This is a genomic window from Citrobacter sp. Cb004 (assembly GCF_030337065.1).
Taxonomy (GTDB): domain Bacteria; phylum Pseudomonadota; class Gammaproteobacteria; order Enterobacterales; family Enterobacteriaceae; genus Citrobacter; species Citrobacter braakii.
The window spans coordinates 85,746-108,370 of the sequence record NZ_JAOWCH010000033.1 but is presented as its reverse complement, the minus strand read 5'-3'; the positions used below and the strand labels follow the sequence as shown (position 1 = coordinate 108,370).

General features: G+C 53.4%; 20 protein-coding genes. 11 read left to right on the top strand and 9 right to left on the bottom strand.

Going from position 1 to position 22,625, the window contains the following annotated elements; genetic code table 11:
* The first annotated feature begins 61 nt into the window (after positions 1–61).
* The 6 genes from caiT to caiE all read left to right on the top strand — a co-directional run bounded on the left by caiT (position 62) and on the right by caiE (position 7,192).
* Positions 62–1,579: an L-carnitine/gamma-butyrobetaine antiporter gene (gene caiT, locus OGV65_RS01415; protein ID WP_047498325.1), complete on the top strand. Its 1,518-nt coding sequence runs from the start codon at positions 62–64 to the stop codon at positions 1,577–1,579.
* A 34-nt stretch (positions 1,580–1,613) separates the two neighbouring features.
* Positions 1,614–2,756 (top strand): crotonobetainyl-CoA dehydrogenase, encoded by a 1,143-nt coding sequence (gene caiA, locus OGV65_RS01410; protein ID WP_003018898.1) that lies wholly within the window; start codon positions 1,614–1,616, stop codon positions 2,754–2,756.
* 105 nt (positions 2,757–2,861) lie between these two features.
* The gene (gene caiB, locus OGV65_RS01405; RefSeq protein WP_286454519.1) at positions 2,862–4,079 is read left to right on the top strand and encodes an L-carnitine CoA-transferase; all 1,218 of its coding nucleotides are present in this window, start codon (positions 2,862–2,864) and stop codon (positions 4,077–4,079) included.
* A 62-nt stretch (positions 4,080–4,141) separates the two neighbouring features.
* Positions 4,142–5,695 carry a crotonobetaine/carnitine-CoA ligase gene (gene caiC, locus OGV65_RS01400; RefSeq protein ID WP_286454518.1) on the top strand — a complete coding sequence of 518 codons (1,554 nt, stop codon included), beginning with the start codon at positions 4,142–4,144 and terminating at the stop codon, positions 5,693–5,695.
* Positions 5,696–5,749: 54 nt separating this feature from the next.
* A complete protein-coding gene (gene caiD, locus OGV65_RS01395) occupies positions 5,750–6,535 on the top strand; it encodes a crotonobetainyl-CoA hydratase (protein WP_000004376.1) in 786 nt (261 codons plus the stop codon).
* 60 nt (positions 6,536–6,595) lie between these two features.
* Positions 6,596–7,192 (top strand): carnitine operon protein CaiE, encoded by a 597-nt coding sequence (gene caiE, locus OGV65_RS01390; protein WP_094760786.1) that lies wholly within the window; start codon positions 6,596–6,598, stop codon positions 7,190–7,192.
* 42 nt (positions 7,193–7,234) lie between these two features.
* On the opposite strand, the gene caiF is transcribed toward caiE, so the two are convergent.
* From caiF to OGV65_RS01365, 5 genes are all read right to left on the bottom strand, one after another.
* Positions 7,235–7,630, bottom strand: coding sequence for a carnitine metabolism transcriptional regulator CaiF (gene caiF / locus OGV65_RS01385; protein WP_016151651.1), 396 nt, complete (start codon positions 7,628–7,630; stop codon positions 7,235–7,237).
* 272 nt (positions 7,631–7,902) lie between these two features.
* Complete coding sequence (gene carB / locus OGV65_RS01380) at positions 7,903–11,130, bottom strand: carbamoyl-phosphate synthase large subunit (protein ID WP_047498316.1); 3,228 nt, start codon at positions 11,128–11,130, stop codon at positions 7,903–7,905.
* 17 nt (positions 11,131–11,147) lie between these two features.
* Positions 11,148–12,296: a glutamine-hydrolyzing carbamoyl-phosphate synthase small subunit gene (gene carA / locus OGV65_RS01375; RefSeq protein WP_003018918.1), complete on the bottom strand. Its 1,149-nt coding sequence runs from the start codon at positions 12,294–12,296 to the stop codon at positions 11,148–11,150.
* A gap of 455 nt (positions 12,297–12,751) precedes the next feature.
* A complete protein-coding gene (gene dapB / locus OGV65_RS01370) occupies positions 12,752–13,573 on the bottom strand; it encodes a 4-hydroxy-tetrahydrodipicolinate reductase (protein WP_016151648.1) in 822 nt (273 codons plus the stop codon).
* 133 nt (positions 13,574–13,706) lie between these two features.
* Positions 13,707–14,714, bottom strand: coding sequence for a LacI family DNA-binding transcriptional regulator (locus OGV65_RS01365; protein ID WP_016151647.1), 1,008 nt, complete (start codon positions 14,712–14,714; stop codon positions 13,707–13,709).
* Positions 14,715–14,901: 187 nt separating this feature from the next.
* Between OGV65_RS01365 and OGV65_RS01360 the strand changes: the two genes are divergently transcribed.
* From OGV65_RS01360 to OGV65_RS01340, 5 genes are read left to right on the top strand one after another with little or no spacing between them, the layout of a single operon-like run.
* The gene (locus OGV65_RS01360) at positions 14,902–16,647 is read left to right on the top strand and encodes a class I mannose-6-phosphate isomerase (protein ID WP_016155664.1); all 1,746 of its coding nucleotides are present in this window, start codon (positions 14,902–14,904) and stop codon (positions 16,645–16,647) included.
* 4 nt (positions 16,648–16,651) lie between these two features.
* Positions 16,652–17,080 (top strand): PTS sugar transporter subunit IIA, encoded by a 429-nt coding sequence (locus tag OGV65_RS01355; RefSeq protein ID WP_286454517.1) that lies wholly within the window; start codon positions 16,652–16,654, stop codon positions 17,078–17,080.
* Positions 17,081–17,091: 11 nt separating this feature from the next.
* Entirely contained in the window at positions 17,092–17,586 is a 495-nt protein-coding gene (locus OGV65_RS01350) for a PTS sugar transporter subunit IIB (protein WP_003837349.1), read from the top strand.
* 10 nt (positions 17,587–17,596) lie between these two features.
* Positions 17,597–18,397 carry a PTS mannose/fructose/sorbose/N-acetylgalactosamine transporter subunit IIC gene (locus OGV65_RS01345; protein WP_016151644.1) on the top strand — a complete coding sequence of 267 codons (801 nt, stop codon included), beginning with the start codon at positions 17,597–17,599 and terminating at the stop codon, positions 18,395–18,397.
* Entirely contained in the window at positions 18,397–19,215 is an 819-nt protein-coding gene (locus OGV65_RS01340) for a PTS system mannose/fructose/sorbose family transporter subunit IID (RefSeq protein ID WP_016151643.1), read from the top strand. The genes OGV65_RS01345 and OGV65_RS01340 overlap by 1 nt, the downstream gene beginning before the upstream one ends.
* A gap of 41 nt (positions 19,216–19,256) precedes the next feature.
* On the opposite strand, the gene OGV65_RS01335 is transcribed toward OGV65_RS01340, so the two are convergent.
* The 4 genes from OGV65_RS01335 to ispH all read right to left on the bottom strand — a co-directional run bounded on the left by OGV65_RS01335 (position 19,257) and on the right by ispH (position 22,624).
* Positions 19,257–20,039 carry a glucose-6-phosphate isomerase family protein gene (locus tag OGV65_RS01335; protein WP_049281589.1) on the bottom strand — a complete coding sequence of 261 codons (783 nt, stop codon included), beginning with the start codon at positions 20,037–20,039 and terminating at the stop codon, positions 19,257–19,259.
* Positions 20,032–20,595 carry a glucose-6-phosphate isomerase family protein gene (locus OGV65_RS01330; protein ID WP_047414460.1) on the bottom strand — a complete coding sequence of 188 codons (564 nt, stop codon included), beginning with the start codon at positions 20,593–20,595 and terminating at the stop codon, positions 20,032–20,034. Before OGV65_RS01330 ends, OGV65_RS01335 begins: the two co-directional genes overlap by 8 nt.
* A gap of 97 nt (positions 20,596–20,692) precedes the next feature.
* Complete coding sequence (gene rihC, locus OGV65_RS01325; RefSeq protein WP_016155659.1) at positions 20,693–21,607, bottom strand: ribonucleoside hydrolase RihC; 915 nt, start codon at positions 21,605–21,607, stop codon at positions 20,693–20,695.
* A 66-nt stretch (positions 21,608–21,673) separates the two neighbouring features.
* Entirely contained in the window at positions 21,674–22,624 is a 951-nt protein-coding gene (ispH, locus tag OGV65_RS01320; protein WP_047500149.1) for a 4-hydroxy-3-methylbut-2-enyl diphosphate reductase, read from the bottom strand.
* Position 22,625 lies beyond the last annotated feature (1 nt).

Below are 22,625 nucleotides of genomic sequence, written 5' to 3'. Positions count from 1 at the left end.
TAAACAAACGATCATGCACGGGCACGCTAAATAAGTTTCGTTTTCACACTGGAATTCACTTATGAAAAATGAAAAGAGAAAATCGGGAATTGAACCGAAGGTTTTTTTTCCGCCATTAATAATAGTTGGGATACTTTGTTGGCTAACTGTAAGAGATCTTGATGCCGCTAACGTCGTTATTAATGCGGTATTCAGTTATGTCACCAATGTCTGGGGCTGGGCATTTGAATGGTATATGGTCGTCATGCTCTTCGGCTGGTTCTGGTTGGTCTTTGGCCCGTATGCCAAAAAGAAATTAGGCGACGAAAAACCAGAGTTTAGTACCACCAGCTGGATTTTTATGATGTTCGCTTCCTGTACATCCGCCGCGGTGCTGTTCTGGGGTTCCATCGAGATCTACTACTACATTTCCACCCCGCCGTTTGCTCTCGCGCCTAACTCTACGGCTGCGAAAGAGCTGGGCCTGGCGTACAGCCTGTTCCACTGGGGACCGTTGCCGTGGGCAACCTACAGTTTCCTTTCTGTGGCTTTCGCCTACTTCTTCTTTGTGCGCAAGATGGACGTCATCCGTCCCAGCTCCACGCTGGTACCGTTAGTGGGCGAGAAGCATGCGAAAGGGCTGTTCGGCACCATCGTCGATAACTTCTATCTGGTGGCGCTGATCTTCGCGATGGGTACCAGCCTCGGTCTGGCCACTCCGCTGGTAACCGAGTGCATGCAGTATCTGTTCGGTATTCCGCATACGCTGCAACTAGACGCAATCATCATTACCTGCTGGATCATATTGAACGCCATTTGCGTGGCCTGCGGCCTGCAAAAAGGGGTCAAGATCGCCAGCGACGTGCGTAGCTATCTGAGCTTCCTGATGCTGGGCTGGGTGTTTATCGTCAGCGGCGCCAGCTTCATCATGAACTACTTCACCGACTCCGTCGGCATGCTGTTGATGTATCTGCCGCGCATGCTGTTCTATACCGATGCCATCGGTAAAGGCGGCTTCCCACAGGGCTGGACCGTCTTCTACTGGGCGTGGTGGGTCATTTACGCCATCCAGATGAGTATCTTCCTGGCCCGTATTTCGCGTGGTCGTACCGTCCGTGAACTGTGCTTCGGGATGGTGCTGGGCCTGACCGCGTCGACCTGGATCCTGTGGACAGTCCTTGGCAGCAACACGCTGCTGCTGATGGATAAAAACGTTCTCAATATCCCGCAGCTGATTGAACAACACGGTGTGGCGCGCGCCATTATCGAAACTTGGGCTGCTCTACCGCTCAGCACCGCCACCATGTGGGGATTCTTCATCCTCTGCTTTATTGCCACCGTGACGCTGATTAACGCCTGCTCTTACACCCTGGCGATGTCCACCTGTCGTGAAGTCCGCGATGGTGAAGAACCGCCGCTGTTAGTGCGTATCGGCTGGTCCGTTCTGGTCGGCATCATCGGTATCGTTCTGTTGGCGCTGGGTGGGCTGAAGCCGATTCAGACCGCGATTATCGCCGGAGGATGTCCGCTGTTCTTCGTCAACATCATGGTGACGCTGTCCTTTATTAAAGACGCCAAAGTGCACTGGAAAGACAAGTAATTCTTATTAACCCAATTGATCAAGAGGCTGAAAGATGGATTTCAACTTAAATGACGAGCAGGAGCTGTTTGTCGCCGGTATTCGTGAACTGATGGCCAGTGAGAACTGGGAAGCTTATTTTGCCGAGTGCGATCGCGACAGCGTCTACCCTGAGCGTTTTGTTAAAGCACTGGCGGATATGGGCATCGATAGCCTGTTGATTCCTGAAGAACACGGTGGACTGGAAGCGGGTTTTGTTACCGTCGCTGCAGTCTGGATGGAACTCGGACGCCTGGGCGCACCAACCTACGTGCTGTACCAGTTACCGGGCGGTTTTAACACGTTCCTGCGTGAAGGGACTCAGGAACAAATCGATAAAATCATGGCGTTCCAGGGCACCGGTAAGCAGATGTGGAACTCTGCCATCACCGAACCGGGAGCGGGATCGGATGTTGGCAGCCTGAAAACCACTTATACACGTAAAAATGGTAAGGTTTATCTTAATGGCAGTAAGTGCTTTATCACCAGTAGCGCCTATACCCCGTACATCGTGGTTATGGCGAGAGATGGTGCATCGCCGGATAAACCTGTTTACACCGAGTGGTTCGTTGACATGAGCAAAGCGGGTATCAAGGTCAACAAGCTGGAGAAACTCGGTCTGCGCATGGATAGCTGCTGTGAAATCACCTTTGACGACGTTGAACTGGACGAGAAAGACATGTTCGGTCGGGAAGGTAATGGTTTCAACCGCGTGAAAGAAGAGTTCGATCACGAACGTTTCCTCGTCGCGCTGACCAACTACGGTACGGCAATGTGCGCTTTTGAAGACGCCGCGCGCTACGCCAATCAGCGCGTGCAGTTTGGCGAAACGATCGGCCGCTTCCAGCTGATTCAGGAGAAGTTCGCGCATATGGCGATCAAACTGAATTCCATGAAAAACATGCTGCTTGAAGCGGCATGGAAAGCGGATAACGGCACCATCACTTCGGGCGATGCGGCAATGTGCAAATACTTCTGCGCCAACGCCGCGTTTGAAGTGGTCGATACCGCCATGCAGGTGCTGGGCGGTGTAGGTATCGCGGGTAACCATCGCATCACGCGTTTCTGGCGCGATCTGCGCGTTGACCGTGTTTCTGGTGGCTCTGATGAAATGCAGATCCTGACGTTGGGTCGTGCGGTACTCAAGCAATACCGCTAATTCAGCACGATTCGTAGGCCGGATAAGGCGTTTACGCCGCCATCCGGCAACATGCCCGGTGGCGCTGCGCTTACCGGGCCTACAAAAAATGCCAGGAGCAAAATTATGAATCATTTACCAATGCCCACCTTTGGCCCACTTGCCGGGTTACGCGTGGTTTTTTCAGGGATCGAAATTGCCGGCCCGTTCGCCGGACAGATGTTCGCCGAATGGGGTGCTGAGGTTATCTGGATTGAAAACGTCGCATGGGCCGATACCATCCGCGTGCAACCTAACTATCCACAGCTCTCACGCCGCAACCTGCACGCCCTGTCGCTGAATATTTTCAAAGATGAAGGCCGGGAAGCGTTTCTGAAGCTCATGGAAACCACCGATATTTTCATTGAAGCCAGTAAAGGCCCCGCCTTTGCTCGCCGCGGCATTACCGATGACGTGCTGTGGGAACATAACCCGAAACTGGTTATCGCCCACCTTTCCGGCTTCGGCCAGTTTGGTACCGAGGAGTACACCAATCTTCCGGCATATAACACCATCGCGCAGGCGTTCAGCGGCTATTTGATCCAAAACGGTGATGTTGATCAGCCGATGCCGGCCTTCCCGTACACCGCCGATTACTTCTCCGGGATGACCGCAACGACAGCAGCGCTGGCAGCCCTGCACAAAGTACGCGAAACGGGTAAGGGTGAAAGCATTGATATCGCCATGTACGAAGTGATGCTGCGTATGGGTCAGTACTTCATGATGGACTACTTCAACGGCGGCGAAATTTGTCCACGCATGACCAAAGGCAAAGACCCGTATTACGCTGGCTGCGGTCTCTATAAATGCGCCGATGGCTATATCGTCATGGAGCTGGTCGGCATCACGCAAATCAACGAGTGCTTCAATGATATTGGCCTCGCCCACATTCTTGGCACACCGGAAGTCCCGGAAGGTACCCAGCTTATCCATCGCGTGGAATGCCCTTACGGCCCGCTTGTGGAAGAGAAACTGGACGCCTGGCTGGCAACGCACACCATCGCCGAAGTCCAGGCGCGCTTTGCTGAGCTGAATATCGCCTGCGCGAAGGTACTGACCATTCCTGAACTGGAAGGCAACCCGCAGTACGTTGCCCGTGAATCCATTACTCAGTGGCAAACGATGGACGGCCGCACCTGCAAAGGGCCGAACATCATGCCGAAATTTAAAAACAACCCGGGGAAAATCTGGCGTGGCATGCCGTCACACGGCATGGATACCACCGCCATTCTGAAAAACATTGGTTATAGCGAAGCAGACATAAATGAGCTGGTCGGCAAAGGCCTGGCCAGAGTTGAGGAATAAACGCGACGCGCTGACCCGCTGGTTGGTTAGCGCTCACGCCTGATTTCAGTGGATAAAGCATTATGGATATCGTTGGCGGACAAAACTTACGTCAGATGTGGGACGACCTGGCCGGGGTGTACGGAGATAAAACGGCGTTAATTTTCGAATCCTGCGAAGGAATCGTTCGGCAGTATAGCTATGCCTCGCTCAATGAAGAGATAAACCGCACGGCGAACCTTTTCCATTCCTTAGGGATCCGCAAGGGCGACAAGGTCGCATTGCATCTGGATAACTGTCCGGAATTTATCTTTTGCTGGTTTGGACTGGCAAAAATTGGCGCCATTATGGTGCCGATTAATGCCCGCTTGCTGGGCGAAGAGAGCGCCTGGATCCTGCAAAACAGCCATGTGAGCCTGCTGGTCACCAGTGCCGAGTTTTATCCTATGTACCGCCAGATACGGCTGGAAAATACCACTCCGCTTAATCATATCTGTCTGATTGGCGAGCAGCTTCCGGTTGACGACGGCGTGAGCCACTTTACCCAACTGCAAGCCCGCCAGTCGACTAATCTGTGCTATACGCCTGCGTTATCCACTGACGATACGGCGGAAATTCTGTTTACCTCAGGCACCACCTCACGGCCTAAAGGGGTGGTGATTACCCACTACAACCTGCGCTTTGCGGGCTACTACACCTCCTGGCAAATCGCTCTGCGCGATGATGACGTCTATATGACGGTGATGCCCGCTTTTCATATCGACTGTCAGTGTACGGCTGCCATGGCCGCATTCTCCGCAGGCAGCACCTTTGTGCTGGTGGAGAAGTACAGCGCCAGGGCGTTCTGGGATCAGGTGCGTAGATATCAGGCGACGGTCACCGAATGCATCCCGATGATGATCAGAACGCTGATGGTCCAACCCGCAGCCCCAACGGACAGACAGCATCACCTACGCGAAGTGATGTTCTATCTCAATTTATCCGAACAGGAAAAAGATGCCTTTATCGACCGCTTTGGCGTCAGACTGCTGACCTCCTACGGCATGACCGAAACCATCGTGGGCATTATTGGCGATCGCCCTGGAGACAAACGGCGCTGGCCTTCTATTGGTCGCGTGGGTTTTAGCTATGAAGCCGAAATCCGTGACGATCACAACCGTCCCCTGCCCGCCGGAGAAATTGGCGAAATCTGCATTAAAGGCGTGCCGGGAAAAACAATCTTCAAAGAGTACTACGCGCAACCCGACGCTACTGCCAAAGCGCTGGAACCTGAAGGGTGGTTACATACCGGTGATTCGGGTTACCAGGATGCGGACGGTTTTTTTTATTTCGTCGACAGACGCTGCAACATGATTAAACGCGGTGGGGAAAATGTCTCCTGCGTCGAGCTGGAAAATATTATTTCTGCGCATCCGAAAATTCAGGACATTGTGATTGTCGGTATTAAAGACTCGATCCGTGATGAAGCCATTAAAGCTTTTATCGTCCTTAATGAGGGTGAAACATTAAGCGAAGCTGAGTTCTTTAGCTTCTGCGAAAACAATATGGCGAAATTCAAGGTTCCTTCTTTTATGGAGATAAGAACCGACCTGCCGCGCAATTGTTCAGGAAAAATAATCAAAAAAAATCTGAAATAACCCTTCCGGTCGGAATTCCTCCGGCCGGGAAACCTAATTATCTGGAGATGAACTATGAGTGAATCATTACATCTGACCCGTAACGGCCCGATCCTGGAAATTACCCTTGACCGGCCTAAAGCCAATGCCATTGACGCTAAAACCAGCTTTGCAATGGGGGAAGCTTTTCTTAATTTTCGTGATGACCCGGAATTACGCGTAGCAATTATCACCGGCGGCGGAGAGAAATTCTTTTCTGCGGGCTGGGACTTAAAAGCGGCGGCCGAAGGTGAAGCGCCAGATGCCGATTTTGGCCCAGGCGGCTTCGCCGGTTTAACCGAAATTTTCGACCTCGATAAGCCGGTCATCGCCGCGGTAAACGGCTACGCGTTTGGCGGCGGTTTTGAGCTGGCGCTGGCGGCGGATTTTATCGTCTGTGCGGAAAATGCCAGCTTCGCGCTGCCGGAAGCAAAACTCGGGATCGTGCCTGACAGCGGCGGCGTACTGCGTCTACCTAAACTGCTGCCACCAGCTATCGTCAACGAAATGGTGATGACCGGCAGACGAATGAGCGCCGAAGAAGCACTGCGCTGGGGCATCGTCAACCGCGTTGTCAGCCAGAGTGAACTGATGGATAGCGCGCGCGAACTGGCACAGCAGTTGGTGAATAGCGCCCCGCTGGCTATCGCCGCGCTGAAAGAGATTTACCGTGCAACCAGCGAAATGCCGGTGGAAGAAGGCTACCGGTACATCCGCAGCGGTGTGCTGAAGCACTATCCATCGGTGCTGCACTCGGAAGATGCACTCGAAGGACCACAGGCATTTGCGGAAAAACGCGATCCGGTATGGAAAGGTCGTTAATGTGCCTATGCCGGATAAGGTATTTACGCCGCAATCCGGCAATAAAACCGAGATAAGACAATGAGCTATTACGCCTTTGAGGGCCTGATTCCGGTGGTACATCCGGATGCCTATGTCCATCCCAGCGCTGTGCTGATTGGCGATGTCATTGTGGGGGCCGGGGTTTATATTGGTCCACACGCCTCATTGCGCGGTGACTATGGTCGCCTGATTCTGGAAGCCGGTTCTAACCTGCAGGATGGCTGCATCATGCACGGCTACTGCGACACCGACACTATCGTGCATGAGAATGGACACATCGGCCATGGCGCAATTCTGCACGGCTGCGTGGTGGGCAGAGATGCGCTGATTGGCATGAACAGCGTGATTATGGACGGCGCGGTGATTGGCGAAGAGAGCATTGTCGCTGCCATGAGCTTTGTCAAAGCCGGATTTCAGGGAGAGGCAAGGCAGATGCTGGTTGGTTCACCGGTTCGCGTACTGCGTGAAGTCACGGACCAGGAGCTGGACTGGAAACGGCTGAACACCAAAGAATATCAGGACCTTGCAATCCGCTGCCAAACAGGACTACACGAAACCTTGCCATTAACGCAGGTCGAAAAAAACCGGCCGCGCCTGAAAGGCACGACGGACGTAAAGCCAAAATCAGCACGGTAATTTATGCCGGAGAAGCGCTCACGCCGATCCGGCAAATCACCATTATCGACGCATGCTCTTGGAGAGCATCATCTGCCATTTCTGCTCACGGTTAAGCTCTGTTGGGGGAACCGCTGGCAGTCGCGGCGTTTTCGCCACACTCACCTTTTTTTCCTGCAAATTGTGATTCAATCGTCTGTAGAGATGAGAATCAATACTAATGACTTTCACCAAACGCTGGCACTGGCAGCCGCGGCCTGCAATTTGATTAGGGATCATCTTAACTTCACAAACAATTTCTCCCACTTCCGACAGAATATAAGAGAGCGTATTAATTGCTTTGCAGTGTTCAATATCAAAATGGCGGGAAATTTCCTTTGCTGTGATCCAACGATCTTCAGCCATCATCCAGTCAGCAATTAACAAATAAAGCGGTCTTTCAACATATTTTTCACACATAAGCACACCATTTCACAAATTAAAAATCTGGCTACGGCCTGTCCAAATTAATAAAAACTAAGCCATATTAAAATTGTGGATATAATGGATAGTATGCGACTTGAATGTTGATTAGTGTGAGCAATATCGTGCTTATTACATTGAAAATGTGGTTATGAAAGCGCGGTTGGCCAGGAATGACCTTATGAGAGATAAAAAAGGGTTTCTTTACAGAAACCCTTTCCCAATTATATTGCAGGCCCGGTTAGCGCAATTATCACCGGGCCTTTTTTTTATGACTTTTTGATCTGCGCGTGCATTTCCTGAACCGAGGTCACCTTCTCGGTAGCATCGGCATTCAGCGCCATCGCCGTTGCGAAACCACCGTTCAGGGTGGTGTCATAATGCACTTTGTACTGCAGTGCGCTGCGGCGAATCAGCTTGGAGTCTTCAATCGCCTGACGGCCTTCTGTAGTGTTGATGATGTAAGTGTACTCACCATTCTTGATACGGTCCTGAATGTGCGGACGGCCTTCATGCACCTTGTTCACCAGACGTGGATTGATACCCGCTTCGCCCAGCACAATCGCGGTGCCGTGCGTCGCATCCAACTCGAAACCAAACTTCAGCAGCTTCGCCGCCAGGTCAACCACGCGCTCTTTATCGCCTTCGCGAACGGAGAGCAGCGCACGCCCCTGTTTTTTCATGGTGGAGCTGCTGCCGAGCTGTGCCTTGGCGAACGCTTCCGCGAAGGTACGGCCCACGCCCATCACCTCACCAGTAGAGCGCATTTCTGGCCCTAACAGCGGATCAACGCCCGGGAACTTGTTGAACGGCAGCACCACTTCTTTTACCGAGTAGTACGGCGGGATAACTTCTTTGGTGACGCCCTGCTGTGCCAGCGTTTTCCCGGCCATCACGCGCGCCGCGACTTTCGCCAGCGGTACGCCCGTTGCCTTGGAGACGAACGGAACGGTACGCGCCGCACGCGGGTTCACTTCAATCAGGTAAACTTCGTTATTCTTCACCGCAAACTGGACGTTCATCAGACCGCGAACCTGCAGTTCGAAGGCCAGTTTCTGCACCTGCTGGCGCATCACATCCTGAATTTCCTGGCTCAGGGTATACGCAGGCAGAGAACATGCGGAGTCACCGGAGTGCACGCCCGCCTGTTCGATGTGCTCCATGATACCGCCAATCAGCACCATTTCGCCGTCGCAGATGGCGTCCACGTCCACTTCTACCGCGTCATCAAGGAAACGGTCCAGCAGTACCGGCGCATCGTTAGAAACGCTGACCGCGGTCTGGAAGTAGCGACGCAGGTCGGCTTCGTCGTAGACGATTTCCATCGCGCGGCCGCCGAGAACGTAGGACGGACGCACCACCAGCGGGTAACCAATCTCTTTCGCCTTCTCAACCGCCATTTCAATGGCGGTCACGGTGGCGTTCGCCGGTTGTTTCAGCTTCAGACGGTCAACCGCCTGCTGGAAGCGTTCACGGTCTTCCGCACGGTCGATAGCATCCGGGCTGGTGCCGATAACCGGCACGCCTGCCGCTTCCAGCGCACGCGCCAGCTTCAGCGGAGTCTGGCCGCCGTACTGCACGATAACGCCTTTCGGCTTCTCGATGCGCACGATTTCCAGCACGTCTTCCAGCGTTACCGGCTCGAAGTACAGACGGTCGGAGGTATCGTAGTCGGTAGAAACGGTTTCTGGGTTACAGTTGACCATGATGGTCTCGTAACCGTCTTCGCGCAGCGCCAGCGAGGCGTGTACGCAGCAGTAGTCGAATTCAATGCCCTGACCGATACGGTTTGGACCACCGCCCAGCACCATAATCTTGTCGCGATCCTGAGTTGGATTCGCTTCGCACTCGTCTTCATAAGTGGAGTACATGTAAGCGGTGTCGGTGGCAAATTCTGCCGCGCAGGTATCCACGCGCTTGTAGACCGGGTGCAGGTTATATTGGTCACGCAGCTTGCGGATTTCCGCTTCGCGTACGCCGGCCAGTTTCGCCAAACGCGCATCGGCGAAACCTTTGCGCTTCAGTACGCGCAAGAAGTCAGCGTCGAGGCCGTTGATGCCAAGGTCTGTGACTTTTTCTTCCAGGCGCACCAGTTCTTCAATCTGCACCAGGAACCAGCGGTCGATGTTGGTCAGGTTGAACACGCCATCGACGGACAGACCAGCACGGAAAGCATCGGCGATGTACCAGATACGCTCGGCGCCCGCGTCTTTCAGCTCGCGGCGGATTTTGGTCAGCGCTTCCGGGTCATCCAGACTTACTTTCGGGTCGAAGCCGGTCGCGCCCACTTCCAGACCGCGCAGCGCTTTTTGCAGAGACTCCTGCTGGGTGCGGCCAATCGCCATCACTTCACCGACAGATTTCATCTGGGTGGTCAGACGGTCGTTAGCGCCAACAAATTTCTCGAAATTGAAGCGTGGAATTTTCGTCACAACGTAGTCGATGGACGGCTCAAACGAAGCCGGAGTCCGCCCGCCGGTGATGTCGTTCATCAGTTCGTCGAGGGTGTAACCTACCGCCAGCTTGGCTGCGACTTTAGCAATCGGGAAGCCGGTTGCTTTGGACGCCAGCGCCGAGGAGCGGGAGACGCGCGGGTTCATCTCGATAACAATCAGTCGGCCGTTTTTCGGGTTTACCGCAAACTGGACGTTAGAACCACCGGTTTCAACGCCGATTTCACGCAGCACCGCCATCGAGGCGTTACGCATGATTTGATATTCTTTGTCAGTCAGCGTCTGGGCTGGCGCAACGGTGATGGAGTCACCGGTATGGATGCCCATCGCGTCGAAGTTTTCGATGGAGCAGACGATGATGCAGTTGTCGTTTTTATCACGCACCACTTCCATCTCGTACTCTTTCCAGCCAATCAGCGATTCATCAATCAGCAGTTCGTTAGTTGGGGAAAGATCCAGACCGCGTTCGCAAATTTCTTCAAACTCTTCGCGGTTGTAGGCGATACCGCCGCCGGTGCCACCCATGGTGAAAGACGGACGGATAATGCACGGGAAGCCGACGTCAGCGGCAACCGCCAGCGCTTCTTCCATGGTGTGAGCGATGCCTGAACGTGCGGTATCGAGACCGATTTTTTTCATCGCGATGTCGAAGCGACGACGGTCTTCCGCTTTATCAATAGCATCCGCCGTCGCGCCAATCATGGTCACGCCGAACTCAGCCAGTACGCCCTGACGTTCCAGCTCCAGCGCACAGTTCAACGCCGTCTGACCGCCCATGGTTGGCAGCACCGCATCCGGGCGCTCTTTCTCAATGATTTTGCGTACCACTTCCCAGTGAATCGGCTCGATGTAGGTGGCATCGGCCATTTCCGGGTCGGTCATGATGGTCGCCGGGTTGGAGTTCACCAGAATAACGCGATAACCCTCTTCGCGCAGGGCTTTACACGCCTGCGCGCCGGAATAGTCAAACTCACACGCCTGACCGATAACGATCGGACCCGCGCCCAGAATCAGGATACTTTTTATGTCTGTACGTTTTGGCATGGCTCTTTTACTCCTGATTATTTCGCGGACTGACGGTATTGCTCAATTAACTCGATAAAGTGGTCGAACAGCGGCGCAGCGTCGTGTGGACCCGGGCTTGCTTCAGGGTGCCCCTGGAAGCTGAACGCCGGTTTGTCGGTACGATGAATCCCCTGCAGGGTGCCGTCAAACAGCGACTTGTGGGTCACGCGCAGGTTGGCAGGCATGGAGGCCTCATCGACCGCAAAACCGTGGTTCTGAGCGGTGATCATCACGGTGTTGTTATCAATATCTTTTACCGGATGGTTGCCGCCGTGGTGGCCAAACTTCATCTTAATGGTCTTCGCACCGCTTGCCAGCGCCAGCAGTTGATGGCCGAGGCAGATGCCAAATACCGGAATATCGGTTTCGAGGAATTTCTGAATCGCGGTAATCGCGTAGTCGCACGGCGCCGGATCGCCAGGACCGTTGGACAGGAAGATACCGTCCGGATTCATCTTCAGAACATCTTCAGCAGAGGTTTTCGCCGGCACAACCGTCAGGCGGCAGCCGCGATCCGCTAACATACGCAGAATGTTACGTTTAGCGCCGAAATCGTAGGCCACTACGTGGAACGGCAGTTCATCGGCGGATTTAGCTTCCGGCAGGTCACCGGCCAGCGTCCAGCTACCTTGCGTCCAGCTATAAGGCTCCGCGGTGGTCACTTCTTTCGCCAGATCCATGCCGTTCAGACCCGGGAAGGCTTTCGCTTTTTCCAGCGCCAGCGCCGCATCCGGGTTATCACCCGCGATAATGCAGCCGTTCTGTGCGCCCTTTTCACGCAGCAAACGCGTCAGCTTACGGGTATCGATATCGGCAATTGCCACAATATTATGGCGTTTGAGGTAAGAAGAGAGATCTTCGGTATCGCGGAAGTTGCTGGCAATCAGCGGCAGGTCGCGGATGACCAGGCCTTGCGCATGTACTTGAGAAGATTCTGCATCGGCTTCATTAGTGCCGACATTACCGATATGAGGATAAGTAAGAGTGACGATTTGGCGGGAATAGGAAGGATCAGTGAGGATTTCTTGATAACCGGTCATTGAAGTATTGAAAACGACTTCCCCAACCGCCGAACCTGTTGCCCCTATGGCCCGACCGTGAAACTGGGTTCCGTCTTCCAGAACCAATAGCGCTGACTTAATCAAAACACCCTCCAGAGAATATTCACTCACTTTATTTGCATATTAATTCATTAACACCTCATGAATCAATGCAAATTTGCTTACCTATGGATTTCTGGCAAACGGCGGCATTCTAGAGATAGCCCACGTAAAAGTCTACCCAAAAGGGCATTTTTTATTATTATTTTACGCCACTGGGATAAAACACACGATTTAACAGGCAAAAAGATCAGCTAACTTGGGGTGGAAAACGCTTGCGGAAGATAAAGAGTGTAAAAACAGGAAGCGCGATAGATAAAAGTGGACCATTTGGTCAAAATTTACATTGAGATAACAAAATAATCCAGTAAAACACCAATAAACAGGCCATTAAATAAAAAATCAAATTAAAAAGCGAAAAATAAAAGGGCAATAAAATATTGCCCTATGTAATCAAATAGTTATGATTACAATAACCACATCACGAAGGGTAATAAAAGTTATAAACTGCGTAAATCAAGCACATCTTTCATATCAAAAAGACCGTTTGACTTTGATTTCAGCCAAATTGCCGATCGTACTGCGCCATTGGCAAAGGTCATGCGGCTGGAGGCTTTATGCGTGATCTCAATGCGCTCGCCAATATCGGCAAACATCGCGGTATGCTCACCAACGATATCTCCCGCCCGCACCGTGGCAAAACCGATCGTACCGGGTACGCGCTCACCGGTGTAACCTTCACGCGAATAGACGGCACACTCTTTTAAATCTTTATCCAGCGCCCCGGCAATCGCCTCCCCCATCGCCAGCGCAGTGCCTGACGGCGCATCCACTTTATGACGGTGATGGGCTTCAATAATCTCAATATCGGTGTAATCACCCATCACTTTCGCCGCCTTCTCCAGCAGCTTAAGCATAACGTTAACGCCAACGCTAAAGTTCGCGGCGAAAACGATAGCAATGTCCTGCGCAGCATCACGAATAGCCTGTTTGCCCGCGTCATCAAAGCCAGTGGTGCCAATCACCATCCCTTTACCGTGCTGGCGGCAAAACGCCAGATGCGCCAGCGTGCCTTCCGGGCGAGTAAAATCGATGAAAACATCAAAATCATCTTTCACCGCCTCAAGACTACTTTGCACGGTAACGCCCGTTTTACCGGCTCCCGCTAATTCTCCGGCATCGCTTCCCAGCAAAGAAGAACCTTCGCGCTCCAGCGCCGCGCCGAGCTGTACGCCATCCATGCCAAGAGTGGCCTGAATCAACTGACGCCCCATGCGCCCTCCGGCTCCCGCGATGGCAACGCGGATTTGTGCATCATGCATAGCTATTCTCTTTTGTTAATTTTACGTAAATCGTTTTCAGATTAACCAGCACATCGCTGCGCCGCCAGCCGAAAACGTCGATAATTAGAATTTAATGATAAACAGGGAGAGATATCAGTAAAAGGCATGACGATCAGCGAAAACCACATGATTCTCTGACCACCAGCGCAGGCGGCAGAATAATGCGTTTCGGAGGTTCGTCATTTCCCTGAATGCGACTATAAAGTAGCTCTCCAGCCTTGCGACCTATCTCTTTTGCGGCCACCGACACGGTGGTGAGCGCAGGTTGTACCAGCGCCGCTTCAGTGATGTCATCGAACCCCACCAGCGCAAAATCGCGCCCTGGTTCACGCCCCATTTTACGTAATGCCTGCATAACCCCAAGCGCCACAATATCCTGATAACAAACGGCGGCGGTAATTTCCGGGAACCGCATAAGAAGCGACTCTGCCACTTTTGCGCCGTCAATTTGGCTGGCCTGTGTCGCCACTATCCATTGCGGATTCGGCGATATTCCCTGCTCCAGCAACGTGCTGGTGAATCCACCGATACGCTGTGCCCGGCTCCCGGAACTTGGGCTACCACCGATAAACGCAATATTCTTATGCCCCATTTTGACTAAATGGGTGGTGGCCATTTGCGTACCGAGAAAGTTGTCGGTTCCCACAAAATCAAAATCAGGGTCGCTAAGAGGGCGAACCACCATGATGGCGGGAATATTGCGCCTTTTCAGCGCCTCGAAGAAGGAGGTCGGTGTTTCGCGCGCCGCGCAGAGCACCATGCCGCAGGCATTATTGCGCATCAACGAGTCGACAAATTTTTGCTGCCTTTCTCCTGACTCTTCACTGTTTGCCAGAAACAGAAGCAGGTCATGCCGCTCCATCTCATGGCTTAGCCCTGCAGTCATCTCACCGTAAAAAGGGTTAGTGATATCGTGTAACAACAATCCGACCTGATTACTGCTCCGGTTACGCAGGTTGGCGGCGGTTTGATTATAAACGTAGCCGGCATCATCCAGCGCTTTGAGCACCCTGTCACGTGTGGCCTGAGAAATGCGCCCCCGGTTACGCAACACCATTGAAACGGTTGCCGTGGAGACTCCCGCGCGTTCAGCAACCTGCGCCAGCGTGACTGTAGTCATGACCTCTCCTGTTTATTTCGAAGGTTAATCGAATAACCGAAATATTGCCTTTTTACGTGTGATTCACATCACGCTAACGTGCATTTCACCGCACTGGATTCTGATTATGGCGGGTTAATCGCGTTAACCACACTATGAAAATAAGGTTAATCGATTAATCTTAAATAAGCCAACACGGAGACAGAATATGCGTACAACCTATAATAAATTCCCTGAGGTTAACGTTCAGGGCTATGACAACCACGCCTGGCAGGGTTGGTCGTCAATTCATTCAGTGCTTAACACCAGGGTTTCTACCGCCGCCAAAACCGTATTGATCGTGGATTGCTATCCGGGCGTGCGGCTTGACGAGCTGGAGCAACAGCTTGTTACGACATTAGATACCGCACTGGTGCTGAATATTGAATCCGCCCGCCGCGATGAGCAGGCCCTGCATGATTTACTGGCGCGTAACCTTACCGACGATCGCGTATTCGGCGTTCTCTCCTGTCATCACCTGGATGAATTTTTTGATAGCGACAAACTCAGCCAACTCCGCCAACAGATTGATGCCGTTACCACAGGGCTGGTTGTCGTGTACGGCTCGGGCGCTGCGCTGGCACACCCTGGTGACGTACTGGTTTATGCCGATCTTCCGCGCTGGGAAATTCAACAGCGTATGCGTCATAACGGGCTGGGTAACTGGGGTGCAGAAAACCAGGATGAAGATATTCTTCGTCGTTACAAACGTGCTTTTTTCATTGAATGGCGGGTATTCGACAAACACAAAACGCCGTTACTCAAACGCGCCGATTATTTGCTCGATACCACGGTAGAAAATAGTCCCGCGATGGTCAGCGGCGACGCGTTACGCGCCGGTCTGCAACAAACCACCGAACAACCGTTTCGCGTTGCCCCTTTCTTTGACCCAGGCGTCTGGGGCGGGCAATGGATGAAACAACGCTTCGATCTCGATCCCTCAGCCCCCAATTACGCGTGGTGTTTTGATTGCGTGCCCGAGGAAAACAGCCTGTTACTGCGTTTTGGCAACGTGCGGATCGAGATCCCCTCTCAGGATCTGGTGCTGACCTGTCCCCGCCCCCTGCTGGGTGAAAAAGTTCACGCACGCTTTGGCGCGGAATTCCCGATCCGTTTTGACTTCCTCGACACTATTGGCGGCCAGAATTTGAGCTTTCAGGTTCATCCGCTCACTGAGTACATTCAACAGCAGTTTGGTATGCACTATACCCAGGATGAGAGTTACTACATTCTCGAAGCCGAGCCGGACGCCGTGGTGTATCTCGGGACCAAAACCGGGATCGCACCGCAGGATATGCTCGACGACCTCCGGGCCGCGGGTCGTGGCGAAAAAACCTTTGATGATGAACGATTCGTTAACCAGATCCCCGCACATAAACACGATCACTTCCTGATCCCCGCCGGAACCGTACACTGCTCGGGTGCAGGAACCATGGTGCTGGAGATCAGCGCAACGCCCTATATCTTCACCTTCAAGCTGTGGGATTGGGGCCGCTTAGGGTTAGACGGCTTACCGCGTCCGGTGCATCTGGATCACGGTCAGCAGGTTATTGACTGGCAGCGCGACACGCAATGGGTGCACGACAACCTCGTCAACCGTATTGAACCCCTGGCTGAAGGAGAGGGTTGGCGGGAAGAAAGAACCGGAATGCACGAACGCGAATTTATCGAAACGCGTCGCCATTGGTTTACGGCACCGGTCACTCACCATACCCATGGCGGCGTCAACGTCCTGAACCTGGTCGAAGGTGCGCAGGCCGTTGTTGAAAGCCCGAGCGGCGCGTTTCCCCCGTTTGTCGTCAACTATGCAGAGACCTTTATCATCCCTGCCGCCGTCGGAGAATATCGTATTTCACCGTTTGGCAAAGGCGTCGGTCAACAGCTCGCCACGATTAAAGCCTGGGTTAGAGGATAAGCGCATGATTAACGTAATTGTTGCCACCCATGGTCCCCTGGCGGACGCGCTTCTCGCCAGCGGTCGTATGGTTTATGGAGAATTACCGCATGTTTACCCCGTCACGCTGAGTGAACAGGCAGGTATCGAAGGGTTTAAAGAGACGTTCTCTCAGGTTCTCACCAGTGCCGGAAAAGACGCTGACGGCGTACTGGTGCTGTGTGACATACAAAGCGGTACGCCGTGGAATGTCGCCTGCCATCATGCTTTTTCTTCACAAACGGTTCCTCCCGTTGCCGTCGTAGCGGGGGTCAATTTCCCGATGCTGTTACAAAGCGAGGAGATTTGCCATTTAACGGATGTTCACGCCGCAGCCGTCGAGCTGTTGGCGCTGACGATACCCACGCTGATTAAAGCCGCCCCGGTTTTATCCGTTCAGTCCGACGATTTTTAAAGGAAACCACTATGAGTATTTCTTTTGTACGTATCGATGACCGCGTAATCCATGGGCAGCTCGTGACACGTTGGGCCAAAGAGCTGCCCTGTGATGGGATCGTCGCTATAGACGACGCCGTCGCGGCCGACCCTTTGCTCTCTTCGGTGATGAAAGGCGCCGTACAGGACACCAAAGTTTGGTTGTTTGATACGGCCACCGCGATTGAAAAATTGCCAAAAGTCATTGCCAGCGAGAAACGTTATTTCGTCATTGGCAAATCCCCCGTCACGCTCAAACGCATTGAAGAAGCAGGTATCAGCCTGAAAAATGCCAACGGCAAGATTAATGTAGGTCCGATGAGCGCGCGTGCTGATACCACCACCATCGGCCCGAATCAGTCGGTCAACGGGGATGAAATTGCCGCCTTTGACTGGCTGACGCAACATGGGCACCTGGTTGAGTTTCGCCTGGTTCCTGATGCCAGTTGCTACAGCTGGCAGGACGCACGTCAGAAGCTGAAATAAGGAGCGCACGATGATTATCGAAGCTACGTTGATTGGCATACTTTGCTATCTCGGCGCCCTCAGCAGTCCCTGGCTTCTGGGGCTGACCGGCGGCTGGTATCTGATCACCCGCCCGCTGATTTCTGGAATGCTGGTCGGGATTATTCTCGGCGACATTAAAACCGGGATCATGATTGGCGTCGCGGTTCAGGCGGTGTATATCGCGATGGTAACGCCTGGCGGTTCGATGCCGGCCGATCTCAACTTTGTTGCTTACCCCGCAATCGCCCTAGGGATCCTTTCAGGAAAAGGCCCCGAGGTCGCGGTCGCGCTGGCTGCGACCATCGGTATCGCCGGAACCATTTTGTTTAACGCGATGATGGTACTGAACTCTTTCTGGAATCACCGGGCAGATGTGGCGCTGGAACGGGGTGACGAACGCGGTATTTACCTGAACAGCGCCATCTGGCCACAGGTGACAAACTTTGTCCTGCGTTTTGTGCCAACTTTTATTGCGGTTTACTTCGGCGCGCAATACATCAGCGGTTTTATGGACAGCTTGCCGAAAATAGTTCTGTCAACGATGAACGTACTGGGCGGCATTTTACCCGCCGTCGGGATCGCGATTTTGCTGAAGCAGATCATCAAAAACTACACCATGCTGATCTACTTCCTCGTCGGTTTTGTCTGCATCGTATTTTTAAAACTCAACATGGTCGCGCTGGTGATCGTCGGTTCGCTGTTGGCGTTGATCCATTACAACTACAAACCGGAACCGCCGCAGGCCGCGAATGCAAAGTCGGTAGCCGATGATGATGAGGATGAATTCTGATGGAAGAACGTACACTTACGCGTAAAGATCTTCGCCGCTGCTGGCGCGCATGGATGATGCACAACTTGTCATCGATGAGTTTTGAACGTCTGGAATCTTTTGGCTTTTGTCTGAGTATGCTTCCGGTGGCGAAAAAGCTCTATCCCGACGCAGCCCAACGTACTGAAATGCTGCGCCGTCATGCCTCATTCTATAATACGGAACCCCAGATAGGCGCGATCGTAAACGGCATGGTGCTGGGGCTGGAGGAGAAAAAAGCGAACGGTGAACCGATCGATGGGGAGACCATCAATACCCTGAAGGTTGGCCTGATGGGCCCTATTGCCGGGATCGGCGATTCAATGATCCCAGGCATGCTGATCCCTATCCTGCTCAGCATCGGCATGGCCCTGGCGGCCGGCGGTAACATTCTGGGGCCGCTGTTTTATACCGTTGCCTGGTTGGCCATCATCATTCCCGGTTCGTGGTTCTTGTTCCTGAAAGGCTACAAAATGGGTTCTGGCTCGGTGGAAATGCTGGTGAGCAGCAAGTCTGCCCGTCTGCGTGAAGCGTTATCGCTGCTGGGTGTGTTTGTCATGGGGGGCGTGGCGGCCAGCTACGTTAAGCTTGGCACCGGGCTGGAGTTTATTACCAAAGATGGGGTGAATATCCATGTTCAACAGATGCTGGACGGTATCTTCCCGCAGTTACTGCCGCTGATTGTGGTGCTTGGTACCTGGTATCTGATGGCCAAGCGCGGTGTATCACCAGTGAAAGCGATGATTTTACTGTTGATACTGGCCGCCCTCGGCGTTGCCACGGGCCTGTTTGCGGGATAACACACAGAAAACGGTAGAACCGGGGCTATGCCCCGGTTTTTTTATGGATGAAAGTTTTGCCATATCTCGGGGTGCTTGTCCGGGCGTGAGATAAATTGGAAACGCGCCGGGTCCTCGATGAATTGTTGATAAACAGGTGCGGAGGTAATCGAGAATTCCGTATATTGTCTGGGCGTAACGGCCTGCAGTCGTCCAGGGATGTAACGCGGATTATGCTGCCAGATAACGTTGTTGCCCTGCAGCAGCGGATACCATGCCAGTCCTTTATGCGCACGCACGGCGTCGTACTCAAAACCATATTCACGATCGCACCACGCGCCAAAGGTTAACGGTACATCCGGGTCTGCGGATATAGTCGCATGCCCCCAACCGGGTGGTACCAACACTTTCTCACCGGGTCCGGCAATTACAGCAAAACAGCGGCCTGGGTCATCCTCAACATATTCCTGCATATAAATGATCGCTTTTCCCTGCCAGATTTCATAAAGCTCTGGCGGAGACCAGCCGCTGTGCTGACTAATACGATGAATATGTCCCTGACTACGCACCGGCTCTTCTCCCAGCCGTCCCGCCGCATAGGTCACCACGCCAAACAACAGCATCCGCTTTTTCAACTCTTCGCGATCCTGCATTCGCGCCACATCCATCGCTATGGCATACACTTCTTGCGGCCCTTCACAGTGCGGATCGCGCAGCGAGGCGCGAATCTGGTCGAGTTGACGAATCTCCGGCATCGGCCCGGTAACCTCATCCCCATAGCTAAAACCAAGCGGGTGATGATGGACCGTCATATCCAGGCCGTAAGAATGCGCTAAGTCACCCATTCTGTACCTCCTTCGCCTGAACCGTCTTATTTTCCTCAAAGACCCTTATTCTGAAGCCGCTGGCGAGCGCTGCATAATCATGACCCGCAATCCCTGGCCATACGGCGAGCGCCGACAGAACCTCTTCCCCGGTGTTGATTAACCGATGCGCGGTAAAGCCGGGGATAATGTGGACAGATCCCGCAAATACTTTTTCCAGCCTCGCGTCGCCCTGCTCAGTTTGCAACAGCAGCAAACCGGTGCCACGCAGACCAAAATAGACTTCCCCCTGTTCGCGGCGCGCATGGAAATGCCCGCGGGTCATAAAATACTCACAGCCGACCCGGCCAGGGTAAAGATGGGTAACACCGGTGTAGAGTTCACCTTCAGCGGGAGAGGTATCCAGCATCTCGACGTCATACACGACCTGCTCGCCAACCAGCTGTTGACGGGCGTGTTCATCGGCAAAAACGTCTGGAAGATCCTCAATACGGGTGGATTTACGCAATAACAGGCCATCAGCTAAAGCGCCGCTTGCCCACGCCACCTGCGGTGGCTGGATAAAAGAAAGGTTCATATGTGTCTCCGGCCCGAGGAGAACAACAGGATCAGATTAGCAGATTAATCGATTAACCTGCTATCGCTATCTGCATATTGCGGGCCAGATCACAGCCTCAAGGTGCCAGCGTCAGTACTTCTGCCACCCACTGCTGGAACCCCTCAACGTCCAGCCCCAGCGCGACCTGGGCATTTGCCGGATGCCCTAAACGTCCTTCAATGTCCACCACCGTCGTACCCGAGGTATATTCCCCCTGGGTTTCAACCGCCACGAAGCACGGCTGCAGGGTAAACAGTTCCGGGCGCACCAGCCAGGCAATAGCGCACAGGTCGTGCATTCGTAGCCCCGTATTCATACTGCCGCTACGGTAATGGCTAAACAGCGCGTGCAGCATTTTTCCCGTCTGGTTAAGCTGCGGCAACGTCGCCAGGTAGTCAGGGGTGAGCATGGCCTGATTAGTGACATCCAGCCCGCACATCACAATCTCCAGCCCGCTCTGGAAGACTTTTGCGGCGGCCTCGGGATCAATAGCAATATTAAACTCGGCGTTTGGCGTGAAGTTCCCGCGCCCGGCAGAACCGCCCATAATCACCAGACGGTGAATGTTGAATATGCATTCAGGATAATGAGTCAGCAGCAGCGCAATGTTGGTCAGGGGGCCAATTGCCACCAGCGTCACAGGCTGCGGGGCATGCATCAACGCATCGCGAATGGCCTGGAAGGCAGGTTTTGCCATCACCTGGCGGTCGTGTTCGACAAATTCATACCCTTCCATACCTGATTCACCGTGTACGGAAGCGGCATCTCGTAGCGGTCTCACCAGCGGCATCGATGCCCCCTGCGCCAGTGGAATATCCGCATTCCAGAAGTGCAGCAGTTGCAATGCATTACGGGTGGTTTTTTCCACCGACACATTACCTGCTACCGTGGTCATCAGTTGTAGATCCAGCTCAGGGGCAAACAGCGCGGCGGCAATAGCGGCAGCATCATCAATGCCGGGATCGGTATCAAGAATGATCGGTAAGCGCATGGTTTCTCCATAAAAAAATGCCAGACGTTAAGTCTGGCATCTTCTCATAATCGTAACCGGAAAGACTTACTCTACTTCACGAACATCCACACGCAGCTCTTTCGGTACTTCGAAAACGATGTTTTCTTCACGCCCTTCCAGCGGAATAGCTTCCCCACCGCCAAGCTCCTGCAGGCGAGCAATCACATTTTGCACCAGGATATCAGGCGCCGAGGCACCGGCCGTCACGCCCACGCACCTGGCTTCTTTCACCCACGCTTCCTGGATATCGGTCGCATCGTCAATCAGATACGCCGCTTTCCCCATTCGTTGGGCCAGTTCAGCAAGACGGTTGGAGTTAGAAGAGTTTTTCGAGCCGACCACCAGCACAACATCGGCCTGCTCTGCCAGCGCACGGACCGCTTCCTGGCGGTTGGTCGTGGCATAACAAATATCGTCTTTGCGCGGCCCGACAATTTTCGGGAAACGGCTTCGCAGCGCGTCAATGACGTCAGAGGTGTCATCAACGGAGAGAGTAGTCTGCGTCATGAAGGACAATTTGCCTTCATTTTTTACATTCAGTTTCAGCACATCTTCAGGTGATTCGACCAGATACATTCCCCCCTGCGGGTTACTGTACTGGCCCATCGTGCCTTCAACTTCCGGATGCCCGGCGTGACCAATTAAAATTGACTCTTCACCGCGACGGCTGGCGCGGGCAACTTCCATATGCACTTTCGTTACCAGCGGGCAGGTCGCATCAAAAACCGTGAGGTCGCGGCCTTTGGCTTCGTTACGCACCGCCTGAGACACGCCATGAGCGGAGAAAATCAGGATCGCGCCATCCGGTACTTCGCTGATTTGCTCAATAAAAATAGCGCCGCGCTCGCGCAGGCTATCCACCACATAGCGGTTATGCACCACTTCATGACGGACATAAATCGGTGCGCCGTAAATAGCCAGCGCGTTTTCCACAATGCTGATAGCGCGGTCTACGCCAGCGCAAAAACCGCGCGGGTTGGCCAACAGGATCTGCATT

Bases quoted from the DNA above. Each gene is read 5' to 3' on its own strand.
- carB (WP_047498316.1), bottom strand. From the start codon at position 11,130: ATGCCAAAACGTACAGACATAAAAAGTATCCTGATTCTGGGCGCGGGT.
- ispH (WP_047500149.1), bottom strand. From the start codon at position 22,624: ATGCAGATCCTGTTGGCCAACCCGCGCGGTTTTTGCGCTGGCGTAGAC.
- caiC (WP_286454518.1), top strand. From the start codon at position 4,142: ATGGATATCGTTGGCGGACAAAACTTACGTCAGATGTGGGACGACCTG.
- rihC (WP_016155659.1), bottom strand. From the start codon at position 21,607: ATGCGCTTACCGATCATTCTTGATACCGATCCCGGCATTGATGATGCT.
- OGV65_RS01345 (WP_016151644.1), top strand. From the start codon at position 17,597: ATGATTATCGAAGCTACGTTGATTGGCATACTTTGCTATCTCGGCGCC.
- dapB (WP_016151648.1), bottom strand. From the start codon at position 13,573: ATGCATGATGCACAAATCCGCGTTGCCATCGCGGGAGCCGGAGGGCGC.
- OGV65_RS01330 (WP_047414460.1), bottom strand. From the start codon at position 20,595: ATGAACCTTTCTTTTATCCAGCCACCGCAGGTGGCGTGGGCAAGCGGC.
- OGV65_RS01350 (WP_003837349.1), top strand. From the start codon at position 17,092: ATGAGTATTTCTTTTGTACGTATCGATGACCGCGTAATCCATGGGCAG.
- caiF (WP_016151651.1), bottom strand. From the start codon at position 7,630: ATGTGTGAAAAATATGTTGAAAGACCGCTTTATTTGTTAATTGCTGAC.
- caiE (WP_094760786.1), top strand. From the start codon at position 6,596: ATGAGCTATTACGCCTTTGAGGGCCTGATTCCGGTGGTACATCCGGAT.
- OGV65_RS01355 (WP_286454517.1), top strand. From the start codon at position 16,652: ATGATTAACGTAATTGTTGCCACCCATGGTCCCCTGGCGGACGCGCTT.
- caiA (WP_003018898.1), top strand. From the start codon at position 1,614: ATGGATTTCAACTTAAATGACGAGCAGGAGCTGTTTGTCGCCGGTATT.
- OGV65_RS01360 (WP_016155664.1), top strand. From the start codon at position 14,902: ATGCGTACAACCTATAATAAATTCCCTGAGGTTAACGTTCAGGGCTAT.
- OGV65_RS01340 (WP_016151643.1), top strand. From the start codon at position 18,397: ATGGAAGAACGTACACTTACGCGTAAAGATCTTCGCCGCTGCTGGCGC.
- caiT (WP_047498325.1), top strand. From the start codon at position 62: ATGAAAAATGAAAAGAGAAAATCGGGAATTGAACCGAAGGTTTTTTTT.
- OGV65_RS01365 (WP_016151647.1), bottom strand. From the start codon at position 14,714: ATGACTACAGTCACGCTGGCGCAGGTTGCTGAACGCGCGGGAGTCTCC.
- caiB (WP_286454519.1), top strand. From the start codon at position 2,862: ATGAATCATTTACCAATGCCCACCTTTGGCCCACTTGCCGGGTTACGC.
- OGV65_RS01335 (WP_049281589.1), bottom strand. From the start codon at position 20,039: ATGGGTGACTTAGCGCATTCTTACGGCCTGGATATGACGGTCCATCAT.
- caiD (WP_000004376.1), top strand. From the start codon at position 5,750: ATGAGTGAATCATTACATCTGACCCGTAACGGCCCGATCCTGGAAATT.